Consider the following 22578-nt stretch of genomic DNA (forward strand, 5'->3'; position numbering starts at 1 on the left):
AAACTTGAAAACCAGTTTATTAACTATAGAGGACTCTTACTTAAAAATGATTTACAAGCTTTTTAAGTTCACTGAGTATAAATTAACTTTTATTTGATTTTAAACCCTTCCTGATAATATTTTACTGAAGGGCGGATGTTAATTCACTATATAACCCCTTGTGTTGTAAAGTCTTTTTGCTTTTATGCTGAAGGAAATAAAACAAAATAAGATTAAGGCAGTAATAAAAGTCTATTTTTCATAAACGGCTTAAATATATAAAAACACCACGTTTAAGCTCTTCAAAATATACTGTTTTTGTTGCTGTGATAATTTGTTTTACTATACTTGGATTGAGACGGTTTAAAATAAGAAAAAAGCAAGTGACTATGATACTTTTTATACTTGATTCAAGTATAAAACAAAAAAGGATAATCTGCCTTTATCAGAGCAGACGGCAGATTATCCTTGCGGCGGTCTAAGCTTATCCACCGCCATAAAAGGGAAACTTAATAAACTTTACCCCCCAGTTTATTAAGCGGAACTATTTATAACTGTTATGGTCTTGCATCTGTTATTATTTTTGTAACTTCTTCAACGGGTGTGCCTATGGCAGTATTTATAGTGATTTCACCCTTTAAGATTTTATCTTCAAGTTCAGCGACCTTATCGCGGATTTCCTGAGGAACTTGCTCCTGATAGTATTTATTGTCTGCAAGGCCAACGCCACCTTCTGCAATACCTAAAAATTCTGTTTCGGCAGTTACAAGCTCACCTTTTGTATAAAGCTCAATCGCACGATAAAGGCTGTCGCCTACGTTTTTAAGAACAGAAGTAGGAATGTGCTTGGAAAATTCAGGTTTGTTAGCTTCAAAAATCATAGCCTGGTCAGAGTCAACACCGATTACCTTCAAATTCTTTTCTACACAGGCCTCAATAAGACCGATACCTGCGCCGCCGGCAACGTTAAAGCAAACATCGGCACCCTGGCCTATCATAGAGATTGTAAGCTCTTTGCCCTTTGCGCTGTCAGAAAAGCTGTTTGAATAAACGGAAGCAACCTTTACATCCGGGTCGGCGTATTGAGCGCCCTGAATGAACCCTACAAGGAAGTCGTTAATGACAGGCTGGTCCATACCGCCTAAGAATCCGATTACCTTGTCGTCATTCATGCCGGAAGCACCGCTTTTTGTAAGCTCTGCCGCAACATATCCGCCAAGGAAAGAGGCCTCGTTCGCTTTATAAAGAATGCAGTTTACATTTTTGAAATCACCTTTGGCGTAATCCACCTCACCGTCAAATACAACATAGGTTGTATCGGGATAATCGTCAGCATACATTTCAACGAATTCAATAAAGTTTGTTGAAACGATAACCATGTCATAGCCTTCGTCAGAAAACTCCAAAAGAGTGGGCTCATACTTAGAAGAGTCGGAGTTGCATTCTACAACGCGGACATCAACGCCTAACGCTTCCTGCGCTTTTAATGCGCCGGCGTTTGCCGAATCATTAAAGGACATATCGCCGAGGTTTCCTGAAATCAAAAGTGCTACTTTGATTTTTTCTCCGTCTTTTGCATCTGATTCCTTCTTTTCTTCCGATTGCTTTTCATTTTGTCCTGTTTGATTGTTGTTTGCATCAGTTGAATCCTTTGCTCCGCATGCGGCAAGGCTGAGTGTAAGTAAGCCTGCCATAGCTATTGCTAATAATTTTTTCATTGCTGTTTCCTCCTTGATTATTTATAAGGTTATTTATAACCTGATAATATAAAAAGTGAAGCTAGTATCTTAAATATTCTCATGTCTGCAATAAATGAACCTGTGCTTTTTGAAACTATACGGATTGACCTTAAAATCCGTTTTTTTTTTTTTAAGCCTGCGGTGAATAAATGCTTTCTTCTTTTTAAATTTATTTACTATAATTACTATGGATTTAAAATCTTCAATATAAAAAAGGTCTTAACGTCTTCCCTTGGTTATATGAAGCAGCTTTATCTTTTTCACAGTTATTTACGATATAAGGTCCAAAAGCTCTTTAGAAATAAGAGAATCCTGAACGCCGTGGCGGGAAACACAGTATCCCGCAGCATAATTGGCCTTTTTGATTGCTATGTCAAAACTTGCACCGCTGCAGAGGTTTGCAGTTAATGCACTTATAAAAGCATCTGCCCCTCCGGTAGTATCTACAACAGCAAAATCAGATGATTTATAATACAGTTCCTCTTTGTCGTTTTTAAAATAACAGCCTTTTTCCCCTAAGGTTATAATGACGTTTTCAGCGCCCATTTCCAAAATACGGTCTGCCTTTTCCGAAAGAGAAAGACCCGGCATAAGATTTTCTGCTTCCTTATGGTTGGGGATAAATAAATATACCCCCTCCACCAGCTCTCGAACTAAAGAAACCATTGCCGCAGGCTTTATAACGACTTTTGTTTTATGCTCTTTTGCAAGCTTTGCAGCGAGACATGCTATACTGATATCAATTTCAGTTGAAATCAGGCAGAATTCTGCATTGGAAAATAAATACCTGTGATGCACTAAATGCTCTTTTGATAAGCTTCCGTTAGCGCCGCTATATACATAAATGGCACTTTCGCCATCGGAAGAAACCGTTATATATGCCTTTCCTGTCTGGTTCGACGAGTCGACGGTAACCCCGTCTATATTAACACCAAGCTGCCTGAGGGATGTTATCATATCATACCCCGGCTTATCCTGCCCGATACTGCCTATAAGATACGGCGAACATCCTAGCTTTACAAGACCTACCGCCTGATTCGCCCCTTTTCCCCCGTAATATGTATTTACTGATTTCAGCAAAGTTGTTTCATTGCTTACCCCTATTTCAGGCATATGCATAATGGTATCGAGGTTTATTCCTCCAAGAACAACAACTTTTTTATCCGGTATCTTTTTGATGAAGCTTTCACCCTGCTCTACAATAACAGCCGGCCGTTTAATATTTTCAGCACTGTCCTCCGAAGATACCTTTTCTATTTTTTCTGTGATAAACCTGGCTATGCCTTCCCAGTAATATTTATCATCCGGCAGGCAATATGTAAGGGGCGGCGCAAAAATCCGTTCATCGGTTTTGGTAATGCAAAGCACTGAAATGTCTTTTCCGATTTCCAAATTCAAATCTCTTGCACAGGAATAGAGCTTTTGGGCTATATTTTGACTCTCACATATAATGACCTCTATCTTTTTGTGTATCAATGTACCAAAGTCCCCATCATATATGATTTCCGCCGGTGCAAAAACAGCATTCTTTTTCAAGGTACTATTAACGCCTTTTATAAACTCTTTTTGGTCGATAATAGCTTTTTTTTCAAAAGCAAGGCCTATATGAGAAAAACCCATTTCAAGGCACAGCTTAGCTGCTTCTGTGCCGAAATGAACATCATCTTTTGCAATACTGATAATATTTTCTTCGGAAGAATCATTTTCAAAGCAACAAAGGGTAACCGTATCTAATGCGTACCTTTCTACATCAGGAAGGGGATCCGTTAGAATCAGCCCGCTAAAAACATTCTGATTAATAGAAGCTTTCGAGCCGCATACAACAAGCCCATATCCTTTGGCACTCAAGGCTTTCTCCAAATATTTAACCGAAGTAATGCTGAAATTTTCAAAGGTTCCAAATATACCAATCAGCCTGCTTGCAGCTATATGCCCTGCATCCGTAATGGAAAGCCTCGGCAAATAGTTATTTTCCCGGACTACTTTAAGAACCCGTTTTTTCGTAGCCTCGCTGATGCTGCTGCTTTTATTGTTTAAAATCTTTGATACAGTTGAAGGCGATACATTGGCAAGGGCCGCTATTTCACGGATGTTCATATATCATAGCCCCTTCATAAAATATGATTTGTAAATTATAAACAAATAAATTCTCCGTTTAGGAAAATGTTTAGGAAACACTTGTCTTCCTTTTAGGTAATAATAATTGGAATAGTCATTATTGTCAATAAAAAAGAACCTTTATCTAAAACTTTGTTAATAAAGTAAAATCGCATGAATTTAAAATATACATTATTAACAATTAAGCTCTGAATCCTGAAAAGCAAGGGCATTTCCATAAATTACAATTATCGTAAATTTAAAGTTAATGAGCAGCAAAGCTGTATATTCACACAGGCTCAAAAATGTATTGTTTCCCAAGGAAATCCGTGTTTTTGAGCCTGCTGAGAATAGGATTTTGCCGCTTCTTCATAATTAGTTTCCTGTAAAGGAATAACGCCGTTATTAAAAAGATTATATTTTTGTTTTTATTTTAAATATAAAAAATAAAAAAAGCTTCTTTGTATAAAAAAATAATTCATAACAAAGAAGCTTTTACAGTTTGTGTAAGCTTAATTAGGAAACAATTTTCTAAAGATTTTTTTCCTTATATTCCTTATCTAATTGCTGTGTAAACGTTTTTACCCTGTTTACTTCCTCCATAAATATTTTCTTTATCCGGCTTTTATCCATAGAAAGAAGCCTTCTGTCCTGCATTAAAATATTACCGTTTACCATTGTCATAACGATATTGGAAGCATTGGCAGAAAAGACAATGGCCGAATAATAATCAAATATGGGGCTCATATGAATGCTGTCTGTTTCAAACATAATAATATCTGCCTTTTTTCCTTTTTCAAGGGAGCCTATTTCTTTTTCCAGCCCGAGGCATTTAGCGCCTTCTATCGTAGCCATATATAGAAGCTCCTTAGCGGTAAATATAGAAGCATCTCTGTTTTCTGCCCGCTGCATAAGGGCCGTAAAGCTAAGGGTATCAAGGATATCCAGCGTATTTCCGCTCATGGCGCCATCTGTACCCATGCCGACAGTGATGCCCGCCTTACGCATCTGATAAACAGGCGATATTCCTTTTCCTGCTTTTGTATTGGCCTTAGGGCAATGGGATATCTTTACGTTTTTATCTGTCAGTATCTTTATATCCTTTTCATCGGCATCAATTACATGAGCCGCAAGAAAATATTCATCTAAAATCCCAAGGCTGTTTACATAGGCCACAGGGCTCATACCATATTTTTCAATGCATTCTGTATACTCAAAGGGCATTTCAGCCAAATGCATAGAAAGGGGGCGGTTATACTCTTTTGCAAGCTCCTTAGCTTTAATCATATGTTCGGCATCGCAGGAGTAAGGCGCATGAACGTAAACGCCGGTATATACCCTTTCATGGGAATCCCATTTATCCATAAACTGCCGGCTGACTTCAAATCCGCCGTAGGCCTCTTTTACCCCCGGGCAGGGAAAATTAATAATTGTTTCTGAAATAAAGCCTTTCATGCCGCTTTCTGCAATTGCTTCGGCAACTTCATTGGAGTAGTAATAGGTACTGTATGCCGTTGTAACGCCGCCCATAATCATTTCTGCAGCCGCCCAAAGGCTTCCGCCATATACCATAGATGCATTTACCGTATGTTTTTCAAGAGGAAAAATATACCTGTGCAGGCGGTTATTTATATCGTCTCCCAGGCTTCTGAATACTGTCATAGGCATATGCCCATGGGTATTGACCATACCCGGCATAATAATTTTTCCCTTGCAATCAATAATTTCATAATCCTGAAGTTCTCTGCTCTCAATAGCTTCCCAAGGGCCTAAGGCTTCGATGGAATCTCCGTTTATAAGCATATATCCGTTTTCATACAATGTTTCTTTTTCATCCATTGTCAAAATAACCGGATTTTTCAAAAGCCGCTTTTTCATAATAATCCCTCCCATTTTCAATTATAAAATACTATTTTTCCGTCAGCCCTTACAGCTCCATAAATTAATATTACTATACTAAACGAACTTAAAAAATGATGCAAGCTAAACTTATAAATCCTCAGGGCAAACGCATGAAAGCGTTTGTCCTATCGCCAAAATTTTATTTTAGTGATACGCTGTAGTCAGGTTTACAAAGCTTTCAGGAAAACCTTGTAAATCTTTTCAATCTAATGGAAATGGCCCCATTAAATTCATTAAAGTTTGAGACACTAATCAATATTTATGGTGCATAAACCTCTTTTCAGCCTGTCTTCTGAAATAATGTGCTTTGAAATCAAGAACTTATTTCAAAGTATAATACTGTTCTGGTTATTGGGCTGTGAAAGGTTCTCAGTCCGGCTGAATTTCTCCGTTTGACAAGGGCGCTTACAGTTTTATAACCTACACCGGAAAATAGTTTTTTATCGCCTATGGCAAATACAAAAAAATAACCCCCTGCAGATTCTATTTGAATCTGCAGGGGGTTGGCTAAAAATAATTAATTTGTCTTTCTTATGCCATTTGAATCAATTTCATATCCATCGATTTTGGTACTCTTCGCAAGAGACCCGTCGGCATTGAAATAATACCATTTTCCATCGATCTGAAGCCACTTACCGGATACCCTCAAGCCGTCTTTGGTAAAATAATAGGTCTTGTTGCTGCCGTTCGTGTTAAGATCCCAAAACCCAACCAGCATTTGATTTCCGGAATAGAAACGCCAGTTGTTGCCCTCCTTGAGCCAGCCGGTTTTCAAAACGCCGGTGCTTTCAAAGATATATTTCACGCCGCCGATGGTTTGTGTTCCTGTGAGCGCTTTGCCGTCTTTGTAGTACAGATACTCTCCGGTATCGTTTTTCGCCCAGCCCTGTGCAGTGTCACGATCAATCACCAGCTTGACATAGCGGTGCAGCATAGTGGAAACTTCTGCGCGGGTAGCACTGGCTTTCGGATTAAACCTGTTGCCAGTTTTACTCATTATAACGCCTGCCTGCTGCAGGGCTGTTACTGCTGTTTTATAGGCACTGCCGATACTGGAAGCGTCCCCATAGCCGGCTTCGCGAATAGCCGGCAGGGCATAGCCGGTGGCCTTTGCATAATTTGCAAAAATCAGTGCTGCTTCTTCACGGGTAACCACTTGGTCCGGCCCAAAGCGCTTGCTGCTGATACCCTGAAGGATACCCTTGCTGTACGCCCATTCAATGTAGGGATGGGACGCGCTGTCAGCCTTTACATCTGTAAAGGTATTGGCCTTGTAGCTTTTTTCATCTATACCGGCCAGTCTGCCGAGAGCTGTTACTAGCATTTCCCGTGTCATGGCAGTATCAGGTGAGAAGGCAGTGTCGGTTATACCCATCATTAGTCCGCGTCCAGACACATAATCAATGCTATCCTTTGCCCAATGGGAGGCAATATCTGTAAACTTGACGGTAGGATCAGTATAGCTGACACCATATGCAGAAAAGTGGCTTGTGGCAAAAATGATACTCTTCGTGTTCACGTCATAGGCCGAGTCGGGAACGCGGCTGACATTACCCTTGCCGTCCACATACACGGCGTACAAATAACCAACCTTTTCGTCTGCGGCAGGAGTGTAGGGAATGCTCACATAAACAGTGCCCTTGCCGAAGTTTGTCACACTGCTTTTGCCGCTCTTATAGCTTGCCTTGAAATCATATGCGGGACGGCTGCCGATGGCATTCTTTGCTGCTGTACCCAGTGCTGTGCTGTTAATTTTGGCGGCGCTGATTTGCACATCTGCATTGGCCTGCTTGTTGATTTCGGTGATGGCTGCATTGTTCAGCCCCATAATGATATCCGGGCGGTCAATGGTCAGTTCCACTGCGGCGATTTTTTTGTTGATTACCTGCTGCTGGGTAGTTTTGGGCAGGTTCACCGTTACAGTGTTGGCATCCTTGCCGCCCGTGGAAACATTGATAGCAACCGTGATTTCCCCGGCACTTTTGCCCTTTTTTGCTGCGTTTAATTGGGCGTTGGCAATAGCGTCGGTGATGTTTTGGCCGGTCACAGTGGAACTGGCATTGCCTTTGCTGTCCACGCTGGCTTTGTTTTTCGAACCGCCGGTGACCGGAATGCTGGCAATGCTTCCTGAGGCTCCGGCACTTCCGGAACTGCTTCTGCCTGAGTCATCGTCATCATCATCCCGGGGGCTTCCGCCGTCTGAAACGCTTTGGCGGGTGATAATGAGAGTATAAATCTTGATTGAACCATTGGCCGCCGTCACCTTGATGTACGCAGTGTTTGCGCCTGTGTTCAAGGCCATGGTTTTATTGGCGATTTCCTGAGTGCAGCCATTATCTCCATAGAGCTTCCAGCTTGCCCCATTACTTACCGTAACGTTAATGGTCTGGCTGGTGATACTGTTTGAGACTGTGGCAACTATGGTGCTCTCCTTAATAATTGCATTAGCCGGAACTATTGCCGCGATGACAGACTTCTCACCGCTAAGGGGATTATATGCTCCAATGGTTACTGTTGCTACAGGGCTTGCATTGCACAAAGCAGTTGCAGGGTAACGCACTGCATAGGTGCCTGCGGGAAGACCCATGATTTCTCCGTTGGAACCGGCATAGAGTTGGGTATAGTTATCATCTGTATCGAGAGCGAGTATATTCCTGTACTCATAGCTCATGCCGGGTATGAGGCCGGTAATTTGGCCGCTGACAGGGCTTGAAGGCGTTACGTTTACTGCTGTGAGTCCAGTCGGCGCGTCCTGATCCCCTTTGTCCACAATCAAAGTGGCAGTTACCTGGGGGCCTGCGGTATAGTTTTCGGTTTCTGCCGTCACAAGCTGAATCCTGAAAGTACCCAAACTGGTAACAGTGAGCATATTACCCAAAATTGTTCCCTCGCCGGTGGTTCCAATGGGGTCAATGGTATAGGTTGGCGTTCCCCCGTTAGGGTCCAGCGTAAACAGATTTGTCACTGCAGAAAGGTTAATGCCGGAAGCGCTGTATTTTGTATTGGTGTTTCCGGCAGTGTTCACCACCGGCATGGGATTTACCGTAAAGGTCAAAGGTATCGTCAAGGCAATACCGTTATCTCCTGTGATGGACAGCGTGTCGATGTATGTTCCCACTGAAAGCCCTGGATTAGGCCGTATACTGACGGCCGCCGTTGCGTTTGGCGCAAGCTGTGTCTCAGACAGGGCCATACTGATAATAAAGTCTTCGCCATTGTTAAGGAAAGCCGACAGGTTGGTAATTGTGCCGGTTCCATTGTTGGTAATAATGAACTCCTGCGCCTGCTGCGGGTCGTAACCATACGTCACCGGCGTAAAGGTGTGGCTGGTTAGGTTCACTGCGGCAGAATAAGGGGGAGCATCCTCTCCGATAGTCACTGCATTTGAATCCTCGCTTGCGGTATGCAGGTCGTTATTGGGATAGCGTACCACATAAGTACCTGCCGGAAGGCCGGTAATCTGGCCGTATTCATCGGTGGTTACCGTGGTGTAGCTGCTTGCATCTATAATTTTATATTCACACTCTTTATTGGCCCTCAGCCATATAATTTTACCGTTGCTGCTGCCCATGGTTGCATTTACCGCGCCGACAATCGGGGGCGGTATTGTTCCCTTGGATATAACCATCTTAAAGAATATTTTGGGGGTTTGTGCATACATTTCTGTTTCTTCCGTTACGAGGCCAACGATGAAGGTTCCCGAGCTGCCGATATTAAGCTTATAATCAGTAAACGATCCCTGACCGGTAGTTCCGCTTTCAAGGGTATAAACCCGCCTTCCATTGCTCGGACCAAACGTAAAAAAGCCGCTCATATTCAAAGCCGGGGCGCCATTGTAGGTGAAATAGTAATCAGCACCCTGAATATAGGAGTTATAGGTCTGTATCTTATTTACCGTAAAGGATAAATCCGCCGTCACGGAAATACCGTCATCCCCTGTAATAGTCAAAGTACCGGTATGGGTTCCCGCTGCGAGGCCAGCCCTTGGACACACGCTGATGCTTGCCGCTGCATTTGGCGCAAGCTGTGTCACAAACACCATTGAAGTAATGACAAAGTCTCCGTTATCAAGGGAAGCCGATATGCCGGTAATGGTGCCGGTGCCGGTATTGGTAATGGTGAATTGCTGCTCTGCCTGGGGGGCATAGTTTACCGTTGCCGCTGGAAAGGTGTAGCTGGTGGGGTTCATTGTGGCAGAGTAAGTCAAGGAAGTGGCATCACCAACCGTTACCGGCGTGGAATCGGCGCTTGGGCTGTAGACGGGGGTTTCGGGATAGCGCACCGTATAAGTACCTACAGGCAAATCCATGATTTCACCGCTTGGGCTGGCAGTCACTTTGGTATAGGCAGACTCACCGGCAAGCTTATACTCATATTCAAAACCGCTTATGAGTCCGGTGATTTTGCCGTCATTTGCGGAGGCGGAAGAGGCATTGACTGTGCCAAGGCCGCTTGGGGTAGGCTGCGCTCCCTTTTCCACAGTCAAAGTGGCGATTGCTTTGGCCCCTGCCGTATGGGTTGATGATTCCGCCGTTTCAAGGCCGATTCTAAAGATACCTGCTTTGGTGACCCTGAGGGCAGTTCCGCCGTAAAGCTGCCCTTCACCGCAATTTTCGGAGGGTACGGCTTCAAGGGAATAAGTTCTCGCTCCCGCACCGGCATCCAGTGTAAACAGGCCGGCTACATTGGAAAGGATAATATCCCCGCCTGTATAGGTGACAGAAGCGGAGCCGGCAGAAATAGTAACCGGAATCTTCGGCGCAGCTGCGAACTTCATCACCTTAACACTGGAATTGGTGGAAAAGGATATGTAAGGCGTTCCGTTATCCACAAACAAAGAGATTCCTTTTACATTGCCGCTTCCTAAAACTTCCGAACTGCCTAATGCTACCCAGCCGGAAATATTATCAAATTTCCTTACTGTAACGCCGCTGCTTGAAGACGCAGTACCGTCCTTATAAGCCACATAAGGGATGTCACCTTCTACGTATAAAGAGATATACGACGCTTCTCCTGCCGTGAGATAACCGCCGCCCACAGATACCCAGTTCGATCCGATCAGCTTCTTTACCATAAGGCGATTGCCGGTGCCCGGATCCGCATAGGCCACATAGGGGGTACCGCTGTCTGAAATCTTCATGGAAACAAAGGCAGAAGACACATATGACGAGCGGGGCGTAATGGTTGAGATTTGGGTATCACCCACAGTCGCCCATTGGCTGCCGTCGAATTTTTTCATCGTCACGTAGGAGCCCCAAGCGTAGGAGTCATTGACGCAGTAGGCCACATAAGGCGTATTATTATAAATATCCAAAGATGCGGAATAGGCTTGTTCCGAAACATTCTTAACGCCCACATACTCCCATTGGGAGCCGTTATGTTTTGTTACCGATACACGGCCGGACATGCTGTTTTGATTGGCTGCCAGATAGGGTGTACCATTTTCCGCTATAGCTAAAGAGAGATATGACGCCTTTAGATTTGCCGGAATCGGATTGTCATCCGGCGGAACAGGGGGGTTCAGGGAAGCCCAAGATGAACTAAATTTCAGCACCTTCGTCTGGCCTGTGTTTGCCGGGTCTCCGTATGCCACATAAGGTCTGCCGTTTCCGTCTAAGCATAGGGATGTGTAGGTTGCGGTTGTCGACTGGTCAATCAATTGCTGCCAGCTAGAGCCGTTCACCATCCATGCCTTGACTTTGCCGCCGGTGGCAGCTGATACATAAGGCCCGCCGTTTTTCACAAACAAAGAGGTAGTATAGGCCTCGCTGTTCAAAACATCATTGGCCACCTGCTGCCAGCTGAAATCGCTGCTGAAGGTTCCCATTACTCCATATCCGACTGCCTCCGGTACAGGAAGGCCGGAAAGTGTACTGTCATTTACTATTACCGTAATGGAAGGAGCCTCCACCCCTGCCGCCAATGTATATTCTGCCGGAAGTAAGGGCATAAAAACATAAGTGCCTGCCATTTCGCCGTCAAATACCGGCTGGGCCTCCCAAGTTACCGGAATAAAAACAGTAGTTTGAGGAAGCTTCGTTTCCTCCGGGGTATATGGTACATCCATAGGGTTTTCGACAGCTCCCTTCTCTGCAATAGCTTCTGTATCTGTATCCTCCGGCTGTAGCTCTTCCTTATTGTTATTTACGGGGATAGAAACAGCGGTTTGCGGAAGCTTCATTTCCGTAGAGGCGGGCGATACCTCCGCCGTGGTTTCGGCAGCGCTCTTTTCCGCAGTAGCTTCTGTATCTGTATCCTCAGGCTGGGGTTCTTCCCCATTATTATTTACCGGAATAGAAACAGTAGCTTGGAATAGCGCCGTTTCCTCCGGAGTGGGTGATGCCTCCGCCGGGGTTTTGACAGCGCTCTTTTCTGCAGTAGCTTCTGCATCTGTATCCTCAGGCTGGGGTTCTTCCTCATTGTTATCCTGGGTCTGGCCAGAATCTGCATTCTGGTCCGGACTTTCTGTCTTCAAAGTGGCTTCAAGGGCTTCTGGCAAAGTAATGTCCGAAAGAGTAGCCCCCATTTCCACCTCCTGCACTGCAATTTTTTCCGGCAGCACTTCAAACGCTGTAATTTCCTCGCCTATGCCCAGAGGGACTGCCCCAATGGCTATGGCTGGAGTGCCGCTCAGCACCATGGCGGCGGATAGTGCCATTGCCAGTATGCGTGGAAAAAAGGTGTGCTTTCTCATATGAATTCCTCCTCCTTGTTGCTGTCTTCCAGAATACCACAGAGCGCCTGATTTCGACCTTTTCTACAATATTCCTACAATAATTGTAGCAGTCGCCTCTCTACGGATTCTCAACAAATCACCTCAAATTTCCGCTCTCAATGGGAGAAAGAAAATTTTTTAAAATTAATCATGAAAATACCTTTAAAATAATCTCTTATCCATTTATTTTTACTTTGTTTCATGCTGTCTCAGGCTATTTTTAAGTTTAATAAGTATATCCAGCCGGAATAAAAGTAAATTGACGGTACAAATGAAAAGAAGCTCGGAGGAAAATCGCCCAATTTGCCGATTTTCTCCAAGCTTCTTCTCTTCTTTTATTTTAGGGCAGCTTTCCTGCCTGTGGATAACCGCATCAGCAGCGCCTGCTGCTTCATGGCATAATTCGCCCGCTTTTGAAACGCCCACCGCCAATCCTCATACGCCAGATAATCCTCCCGATACAGCTCTGCCGCCTCCTGCCCGGCGACAGAGCTGCCGGTCTGCATATACAGCGTAAAATCCTTATCATACTGCCGCAAATCCCACTGCCCCTCCGTAAGCTTTAAAAGATAGCTGTCGTTGGCATAGCTGATTTGTATAGCGGAAATATTGTAATCCCGAAGGCATTTGCGGATAGCCCACACTGCCGTCTGCAAATTGCGCAGGGCCTGATTGGGCAGGCTTTCCGGCCAAAGGTCATCACAAATTTTAAACTTATCTATCCAAGTACCTTCACTTGCGAGAAAATAGGCCAGCAGTTCCCTTGGCTTGCCCCGGCTCCATTTAACCGCTTCATTGCCCTGATACAAAGCAAATTTACCGAAAAACTGTATCCTAAGGGTCTTGGTCTCCTGTGCTAAGCCCCGCTTTCGCCTGATCCGCTCCATTGCTTTTTTCAGCCGCTCAGGGCGTACCGGCTTCAGGATGTAGTCGACGGCGCTGACCTCAAAGGCTTCCACCGCGTACTGGTTGTAGGCTGTCACAAACAGCACATCCATCTCCGGATTTTTCGTCAGCAGCTGCTCGGCCAGCTCAATGCCGCTGAGGGTACGCATTTCAATATCCAAAAAGGCAAGCTCCGGCCTTGTTGCTTCCAGCTCTGCAAGCGCCTGCAAAGGGTCGGTGTAGCTGCCAGTAATCTCCAAATCCGGATAGCAGGAAAGCAGCTCCATAAGCTCCCGCAGCAGCGGCGCTTCATCATCTACTAAAATAATCCGCATCACACACCTCCTCATAAGGTATCTTGAGAGTTACCACCGTGCCTATACCCTCTACGCTTTCTATTTCAAGCCCCGCGCCCCGATGCGTTCCCAATCTCTGCTGAATATTTTTCAATCCTACACCGGTGCTGTCTCCCCTGCGTATGCTCTCCAGCAGTGCCTGCGGAATGCCCACGCCGTTATCCTCTACGCGAATAACGACAAGGTTACCCTTTCGATGGATTCCCAGTCGTACGCTGCCACCCTCCGGCCGCTTAAAAATGCCGTGGTGGACGGCATTTTCCACCACCGGCTGGAGACACAGAAGGGGAACCATAGCATCAAGATTTTTTTCAATATCATATTCCATCTGCAATAAATTCTCAAAGCGTGCCTGCTCAATGGAAAGATATGCTCTGACTGTATTAATTTCCTCCGACAAAGGAATTCTGCCGTCCTGAGCTTTAAAATGAAAACTCCCCCGCAGATAATCCGTCAGGGCATAGAGCAGGTTTTTCGCCTTTTGGGGCTCCTGGGTCGTCTGCGCCGCAATTACGCTGAGAGAATTATAGAGGAAATGCGGCTTAATCTGTGCCCGCAGAAAAGCGATTTCCGCATCCTGCGCCTGCTGCATGGAAATGCGCAGGCGTGTTACCGTGCCGCGGTATTCAACAGACAGATACCCAATCATTACCACGGTGAAAATTAGGATATATACCTGTACAAAACCGGAACTTCCTTTGATTCCCAATGAGAACAAGATTGAATCTGCAGAATACAGATTCACCGGCAATAGTGCGGCAAATAATAAAAATCCATCCGCGTCCTTGACATACAAACAAATCGACCGGAGCAAAAGCCCAAGCAGAACAATCGTGTTGCAGGCCATCACAGGTCCATGGATTCTGTAGTACATATAGATAGGAAGCGCAAAAATTGCCGCCAGATAGCCGGCGTATACCAGCGATATAATAATTACCAGGCGCAGCGGCAGCAACCCATCCTTAAATTGATAAAAAATCCACAGCAGAACAATAAAGCATGAGGACAGAAAAAAATCCTTGAGCTTAAAGGTCAAGGTAAATGGGATATCCGGCAAAAGCAGCAATAAAGAGCGTTGATCCGCCAGCCCGTTTCCCAGCGCAAACAAAACGCAGAACAGAGAAAAAAGCAGAAGCATAGGATTTCTCAGTACACCGTCCCTAGTGACGAGAAAGAAAATCAGGTGCAGCAGGGCAAGTGTGCATAACACCCCGAAAATCAAAAGGGATGTCAAATGCTTTTGCTGATGCTGTATTATCAGAAGTTCCTCCAGCCCAAGCTCCAAAGATGCGGGAATACCGGAATTAATGTATTCATAATTAGCCGCCTGCACAATTATTTCGATGGTTCCCCCTTTATGCTCAAAAAAGCCCAGCTGCGGCGTGTTGCCGGAGCGATATTCCGGTGCCGTCCGGGCAGGGACACCGTCATCCAGCAGCACCTGGCCGTTAACATATACCCGGCTGGAAAAGCGCACGTTGGTCTTTTTCAGCCCCAGCACTCCTTGAAACGGAACGTTTTCCAACACCAGCCGATAGGTGGCACAGCCGAAAGCGGGCAGATTTTCCCCCTGCACATTTTTTCCGTTCCAAAGGGAAGGTACCTGCATATATCCGTCTGGAACCGGGGCATTATCCGCAAAATCCTCCGGCGTCAGTAGCTGATTCCAGTAAAACTCCCACTCGCCGTCCAGCCGGATAACCGGGCTGAGGGCAATATCCCATGGAGCGGCGTTTAATTTTCCTTGATATGCCATAGGGTTCCGGTCCGATGTTCGTCCATCTTTCAGAATAATCGGAATAAAAAGGATTAGTAATCCAGTCAAAGTAATAAAAAGGAGCGTCAAAGTACGTTTTGTCATCTATATTCCTCAATTACAGGTTTATAAGTTTCTTATTTAATTTTAATAGCATTATAACCTATTTTTTGTCAAAGGTTGGGGATTACCGGATAAAAAGGCCTCTGTTATAAATCGATGGTGCGTATAAAAATCTTGATTCTGTACCAAAACATATCAAAAGCCTGTAACATAGCTAATCATGAGGTATGGAAGGAGCCATCCCTCTCCAGAGGACATTACCCTTCCTTCACCCCCGCATCCGCAAGGGGTTCTTTTCTTGAACAAAAAGAAAAACCGCCCTTCTTCTGTAATAGGGCATCGTTATATATAAGGTACTATTTATTTTTTATTTTTCTTCTATAACCCTTGTATGGGCCGTGATGGGCAAGCATTAGATACCATTGAGAATATCATTTTAGAATATTAACCCAAGTACCAATAGGTGAAATTTCAACGAAAGCAACAAAAGAAGTCGTACACTTGGCATATCCTGCGGCACTGCCCCGCCGGCGTTTCAGGTATAGAAAAGCCATCTCGACAAAATGACGAAGATTATATAGATATTCATCATAATCACGATGTTCTTTTCGATTCTCTTTAGACGGAATTACTATCTGCATTCCAGCGCTTGCGGCTGATTTTATTAATTTGCCGGTCCATAATCACAGTCGCTTAAAAGCCATTAAGATGCAAGCCTTTGGATTAATACAACAGCTTAATTACAATCCACTGTAGTATCTGCCATGGCCAACATACCATTCGTATTTACGGCAAAATGTATTTTGAAATTGAGCCCCCTTTTGCCATTTCTATATTCCGATTACCGCCTGCAGCGCCTATTGCGCGGGGACAGACTTTAATATAACTGGTATTTATCATAAGCCGTTCAAAATCAGAATCCTCAATGAGGGCTTCCAGTATGTGTTTCCCAATACCTTTTGTGGCGCCAACAGCAAATTAGCAATGTGCCATATACCTATTCCAATTTCATAGCCCAATGCCATATCATGCCATGGCGCTCCAATATGTAATATTTAAAATACAGCATTTATAAATACCCATTATTTTGAGCATTTCCACCTCAATTTTCTTTGTTGCCCATCGTGTTCAGCTCTATTAGTGCCCACTCTTCGTTTGATATACCAGGCCTATAATATGATGCCGCATAGAGAATCCCTCTGTTTTTATTTTCTGTATTATAGCACAGATTTATGGCCGGCGCTATCTGGCAAATAAGCTAAGACATTTATTTTTTTTATCAATTATTTTATATCTCCATTCTTCCATTTATCCTTATATTTAACAGAACTGTCTTCATTGTATCAAGCTCCGCTCCCGTCATGGTATCGTCTTTAAAAAATCCATTATACTTCAAGGTTCCATTAGCATAATAAAGCTTCTTTTTCCATAATAATCATCTTTTTTATATTTTCCATATAACTTATAAAGTAAGGTTTATTTAATTCTAAGCTACCTCCGGCTTTATGAATTAGCGTACTCGTAATTGATATTCATTTTATATTGAAATTTCTACATTCATGCTAAATTCTCGAAAGCTGTCCACTTTCTTATATAGAAATGCATTGTATAATCCGTCTTTTAGTCCCTTCTTCCTCTTTCAAAGCTCATATATTCCGACTGTGTTTTTCCTCTGTTATATCTTTTGCAAATTTCCTCGAGATATATTTAATGCTTGCTATTTTCCTGCTCAGCTAAATTGCTTAATCTGAAAATTAACGCATATGTTTTATAATCCTCTTAAAATTCCGAATCAGGACCAATATGCTTTTCCAAAATATCCCGGCCCTTTTCATTCTCTCCCGCAAGGATAAAACCGTAATTCAAAAAGAACTTTCGGTAGGGATTCTGCCTTGGCAGTGCAATGCGCAGATAGTCTCCTCCCTTAGCTCTGGCAGCCATCACAGCCTGACCAATTAGCTGGACCCCGAGGCTCGCTCTTCGGCAGCCGGGGTGGGTGCAGAGCAAGGTTATGCTGCCCGGTTCCATACCGAACTGTAAAAATCCTGCCGGCTCTTGCTCTACAAAGCCAATAATTGTCTGCAGCATTGCAGCATCTTCCAAAAGTATATGCTTATTAAACGGCCTATCCTCGCCGGCTTCTTGCCAAACACATTTGATGGCCTCCGCCATAATCTCGCCATACGCCACCCAAGGCAGAGGCTGAAAGTACATATCCGTATCAAAATCAAGCGTTTCATAAGGCTTCTCATAGGCCTGATAATCTTTATCCCCCAAATGGCTAATATCATTTTCAGTTACCAGACGCAGCAGACCGCCCTCCGCCTCGATAATGGAAACGGCAGTATTCTTCACCATAGGCAATTTATGAACTTCTTTCAGGGGTATGCCCTGTAGTTCTGCCAGCAGATAACGGATAGCGAAGCAATGTGAGATTACGGCTACCGACTTTCCTTCATTTTCAGATGCAATCTGTCTGATGCTGTTCAGCATGCGGCTCAAAACCTGTTGCGGTGTCTCAGCGCCGTCCACATGCCACTTTTCCGGTGCTGTTTTGAAATTGCGAAGCTGTTGGGCGTCCTCATAGGCAATATTGCCCCAGTTTCTCCCCTCCCATTTACCCATGCAGTTCTCCCGCAGGATTTTCCTTTTATAAGAAATCAGGCTTTTAGGCTTATAAATTGCACTTGCAGTAGCACAGGCATGATACAAATCACTAGTATATACCTTATCGATTTGTATATGGGCAAAGCCCTTCTCCAGGGCCTTTATCTGACGCCAGCCTCTGTCCGTGATTCTGTCGTTAAAATGGCCTTGGGCTATACGATATAAATCTCCTTCCGCTTCAGCGGAGCAAATTAAATAAATCTTGGTCATATACTCCTCCCGAAAAACTGAATTTCATTTACAGCCATATATTCGCATATAGCTAAAATTCAAAAATTTATTTACACTGAGGAAGCTTTAAAAATTATTTAAACATAAGTCTGCAAGTCGTCTTTTAAACCTGCATTCTTTTATAATTAAAAAGAGCACTTTTTAACTATACGAATTATACTTTTGAAGCCTGTTAATTCTTTATTTTATCATGGTTATAGAACATACTCCGCAATAGCCTGCAGAATAATGTATCAGCAATCAATACAGATACCCTCGAAAACACAGATAAAAACAATATCGCCGTATCCAAACCACGATATTGTCTTTATGTGTGTGAAAGATTTTGTCCTTTTGCAATCGGAATAAGAACTCCTGTAGCGGGCTGATATGGTTCTCCCATAGAATATAGCTGATTTACGCATAAATATTGTTCCAGCCCCTTTAAGGACCCAAATTTCATAGCCGCTCTTTTCTTAGGGGGCGGGATGCTCAAACTGAGGCTACTAAAGCAATTACCCCATCACAGATATAAAAGCTACTCTCCTTTGGGTCCGGGAATACAGCCTTCCACGGTATAGCTCCAAGGCTTCTGCTGAAAGCTTAAAAGAGAACCGCCATCGGCTATAATAGTTTCGCCGTACATGAAATTGGCCATGTCGGTGCACATTGCGTACACCAGCAGAGCCACTTCATCAGGCGTATTGGTCCGAGGGGTCATTCTGCCGTTTGTACTGCGAACCTCAAGATATTCCTCGCCGTAGAGAGCACCGGCTTCAGGGCCGTTGGTCAAAGCGCCTCTTGTGGTCATTCCGCCGGGAGCGACACAGTTGACATTAATGCCGTACTGCTTGAGTTCTTTCGCAATTCCTCTGGTCATACTGACAACTCCGCCCTTACAAGCATTGTAATGGGTCATCATAGCCGTACCGTCGGCATCAGAGGCCATATATGCAACAGAAGAGATAAGGACTATCTTGCCAGGGGTCTTGCTCTTAACCATTTGACGGGCAGCGGCTTGAGCCATAAAGTACTCGCCCTTCATATTCGTATCAATAACGCGGTCATATTCAGCCTCGGGCATATCCAAAAAAGCATGCATGGACCAAATAGCGGCGGGTGTAACTAAAATATCTACGTTGCCGTACGTCTTGACGGCAAAATCAACAAGAGCATAGCACTCATCGACAGTGCGAACATCTGTCTTACAGAAGGAAACTTCATAGCCCTTGGCGCGAAACTCCGACTCAGCCTTCTTGCCGGATTCCTCGCCCTGGCAGCCGATAACAACCTTTGCTCCGGCCTCAGCAAGCCGGTTTACAGCACAGTAGCCAAGACCTGTGGCCCCGCCGGTAACAATCGCAACCTTGGTCTTCATGTCATCGATGAAGACTTCGTTCAGAGGGCGCAGACCCTCAACAGATTTCAGCTTGATGCCTTCAGCCATAGCGAATAAATCTCTTGACATAAATAAGCTCCTCGTATGTAATATTTGCAGACAGTTTAAAGTGTGTCTGCTTAGTTCACTTTATGTGATTAAAACAATTAATTTAAAAGCATAACTCTATATTCCGCATAATTAAAACTCTTCTGCTATAGTAAATTTATTATGAAGCGGCAGCTAAAGCCTATCCTCAGCAGACTCAAAACATGGATTTCTTTCGGAAACGGTACATTTGGAGCCTGTGTGAATATACGGCTTTACTGCTTGTTTAACTTTAAATTTACTATAACCATAAGGCCTCACAAACTAAAAATGATTTACAGGATTACCCTTAAGTTATCTTCAAATTCACTTAGTGTAAATGAACTCTATTTAGTTTTAGAAATCCCGCATTCTATTTTGTTGAAGGTATAAGAGTGAGTTCCTATAGGGCTGATTACCCTTTCATCTCATCTAGACTTTTCTTAATTGCGGGAGTAAGTACATCCGTCACATTGGATACCCCCGGTACGATAACCCCAAAGCCGGGCAGCTTCGTAACTGTGTGGTACAGTGCGGAGAGCGCCCTATCCTGCGTTGTCGCAAAGCGGTCACAGGCCTTTAACCTTGGCATAACGGAATCATAATTGCAAACACAGATGTCTGCCTCAGCTGCATCATAGTACTTTTCTGAAAAGGATTCCCACGATGCAATACCATCTCTGGCATCTTGCAGCTGAATGACAAGCTGATGGGTATACTTTTCAATAGCGGCTGTCTGTTTAGGCATCTGATGCTCGGATATATGATATAGATTTGCCGCATACACACCGTTCATCCGGCCAAGCTCGCAGATAGCCTCAGATGTAAATACCTCCTCAACAGAAATGCCTTCTTTTTCACCTATCTGCACAATCAGAACCGTATTGTCTGACGTAAATTCCGCATAGCTGGCATAAGGAGTACTGCCGTAAATATTATCCCAATAAGATTCCTTATAGTTACTGAAATCCATTGCGGAAGAAATTAAACACTTCCAAGTCAGCTTCGTATCCATATGGCCCTTGGTAAACAATTCTTTGCTTCGCACCTCATAAAGCGTATAGAACTTAAAAGTCGGGTCATAATTCTTAGGCTGATATTTTGACTGTTCAAAGCGCTGGCAGGCAATGGCGGCACCGGGTATACCCAGAACATCGCGCAGATGGACATAGTTATACCAGTTGCTATACTCCTCTTCCCGTTCATCGCTAACAGCATTCATAAATACTGATGCTATATATTCCATTGTAAACCCCCATATATACCTAAAATGCTCTTTTCTCTTCACGGATCCGGTCTGTTGGCGCGTGTTAAGGGAAAAAAGATGATGAAAAGCTGCCCACAAATACCTCATTTGATTTGCTTACGGCTATGTAAAAGTTATTCACCCTAAAACCTTCTGTCCCTTGATTATGGGCTTCTATCCGGTGCAGCCTTTTTAGGCAGCACCGGATAGAATTTAGAAAAGATTTATTAAAGGGAGATTGTTATATCTTTTCCATTTCATTCAGGAACTTCTCCAGCTCAATAGGATCCATATGGAAGCCATGTTTATCCTCCGGATATATACCTGTGCGAACATCATTTGCCCATGTGCCGTAGGCTGTAGCCGCCCATTTAAAGAAGTCGGCATAGGACTTCGCATGAGAGGCCAGCTGTGGCATCATGTTAAAGGTGTCAAAATCGACCATTTCAGAACCGTCGGCGGCTCCGCCGGCACAGATGGCAATTACCGGCACACGCAGCTTTTTAGCAATTGCATTCGTAACTTCTATAGGGGTGAGCTCAATAGTCATAGCCATCATTCCGTTTTCCTGATATTCATAAGCCATACGGAAAACTTTCATAGCGTCTTCAGCCGTCTTTCCAAGGCGCTTGTAGCCGCCATGTCTGCTGGTTTGCCATCCGGACAGGGCCCCCACGTGACCGAACACAACCAAATGATTATCAGTCATGTATTTCAGCGTCTCGTTGGTAACGCCCATGGGAAGCAAAGAATCAGCGCCGTTAGCCATATACAGAGAGCCGTTCCTTAAGGCTTCTTCCTTGGAACAGTAGGTAGGGGTCTGCATGTAGAAGTTGATGTGGATATACTGAGCGGCATTGCGCACGGTGCGGATCCACCATGGGGCATTTGCAATCTGCATCTCTGTATTCTCACCGGGAGCAGTCAAGCGGCAAATATCACAGCCGGCCATCTCAGCTGCCATAGTAAAAAATTGGTCTCTGTTGGCAGGGCACATCTGGACGATCTTTTTTCCCTCATCTTTGCACTGCTGGAGATAGTTAATTGTTTTACGGCCCTTCTTCATCTTGGAAGCATGGACCTTTTTGTCTTCCTTGGCAATGTCGATTTCAATTGTTTGGTCTTTTTCACTCATGATGATTCCTCCTTTTTTATAGATCACATCGTATCTTTGCATTCCCTTTGAATAAAAGTACGATATAACAGTACAGAATTTAACTACCCGTTTACTATGTACAGTAAAATAGTATAATTACAGCAACAAAAATCGTATATTTTATACTTAGTGAACCTGAAAACACTTACAGAGAAGCTGTAAAAGTGTTTCTAGGCGGACATCCCCTTACGTTTTTCAGCTTTGTTGACTATGAATGGCTTCACATAAGCGTTTCTATTATATTAAGCCGTTTATGAAAAATAAACTTTTGTAAATACCTTAAGGCTATCTTACTATATGAGGATTTCTAAACCCTATTCCCCAAGAAAACTGACGCAGATG

At 43.9% G+C, this 22578-nt stretch carries 10 protein-coding genes; all 10 read right to left on the reverse strand.

The window, feature by feature from the left end; translation table 11 throughout:
• Positions 1-536: 536 nt before the first annotated feature.
• Positions 537-1697, reverse strand: a complete 1161-nt coding sequence (locus NBX03_RS15630; protein ID WP_250228692.1) for a BMP family ABC transporter substrate-binding protein — start codon at positions 1695-1697, stop codon at positions 537-539.
• A 291-nt stretch (positions 1698-1988) separates the two neighbouring features.
• On the reverse strand, positions 1989-3815 hold the full coding sequence (locus tag NBX03_RS15635) for a PfkB family carbohydrate kinase (protein ID WP_250228693.1): 1827 nt from the start codon (positions 3813-3815) through the stop codon (positions 1989-1991).
• Between the two features lie 531 nt (positions 3816-4346).
• A complete protein-coding gene (locus NBX03_RS15640; RefSeq protein WP_250228694.1) occupies positions 4347-5693 on the reverse strand; it encodes an amidohydrolase family protein in 1347 nt (448 codons plus the stop codon).
• 541 nt (positions 5694-6234) lie between these two features.
• Positions 6235-12411, reverse strand: coding sequence for an S-layer homology domain-containing protein (locus NBX03_RS15645; protein WP_250228695.1), 6177 nt, complete (start codon positions 12409-12411; stop codon positions 6235-6237).
• Between the two features lie 356 nt (positions 12412-12767).
• On the reverse strand, positions 12768-13652 hold the full coding sequence (locus tag NBX03_RS15650; RefSeq protein ID WP_250228696.1) for a response regulator: 885 nt from the start codon (positions 13650-13652) through the stop codon (positions 12768-12770).
• On the reverse strand, positions 13630-15534 hold the full coding sequence (locus NBX03_RS15655; protein WP_250228697.1) for a sensor histidine kinase: 1905 nt from the start codon (positions 15532-15534) through the stop codon (positions 13630-13632). Before NBX03_RS15655 ends, NBX03_RS15650 begins: the two co-directional genes overlap by 23 nt.
• Before the next feature lie 1737 nt (positions 15535-17271).
• Positions 17272-18369, reverse strand: coding sequence for a bifunctional histidine phosphatase family protein/GNAT family N-acetyltransferase (locus NBX03_RS15660; protein WP_250228698.1), 1098 nt, complete (start codon positions 18367-18369; stop codon positions 17272-17274).
• 538 nt (positions 18370-18907) lie between these two features.
• On the reverse strand, positions 18908-19747 hold the full coding sequence (locus tag NBX03_RS15665; RefSeq protein WP_250228699.1) for an SDR family NAD(P)-dependent oxidoreductase: 840 nt from the start codon (positions 19745-19747) through the stop codon (positions 18908-18910).
• A 502-nt stretch (positions 19748-20249) separates the two neighbouring features.
• Positions 20250-21080 carry a hypothetical protein gene (locus NBX03_RS15670; protein ID WP_250228700.1) on the reverse strand — a complete coding sequence of 277 codons (831 nt, stop codon included), beginning with the start codon at positions 21078-21080 and terminating at the stop codon, positions 20250-20252.
• 241 nt (positions 21081-21321) lie between these two features.
• Complete coding sequence (locus NBX03_RS15675) at positions 21322-22215, reverse strand: 3-methyl-2-oxobutanoate hydroxymethyltransferase (RefSeq protein ID WP_250228701.1); 894 nt, start codon at positions 22213-22215, stop codon at positions 21322-21324.
• Positions 22216-22578: the final 363 nt, after the last annotated feature.

Source organism: Anaeropeptidivorans aminofermentans, assembly GCF_940670685.1.
Classification (GTDB): Bacteria; Bacillota; Clostridia; order Lachnospirales; family UBA5962; genus Anaeropeptidivorans; species Anaeropeptidivorans aminofermentans.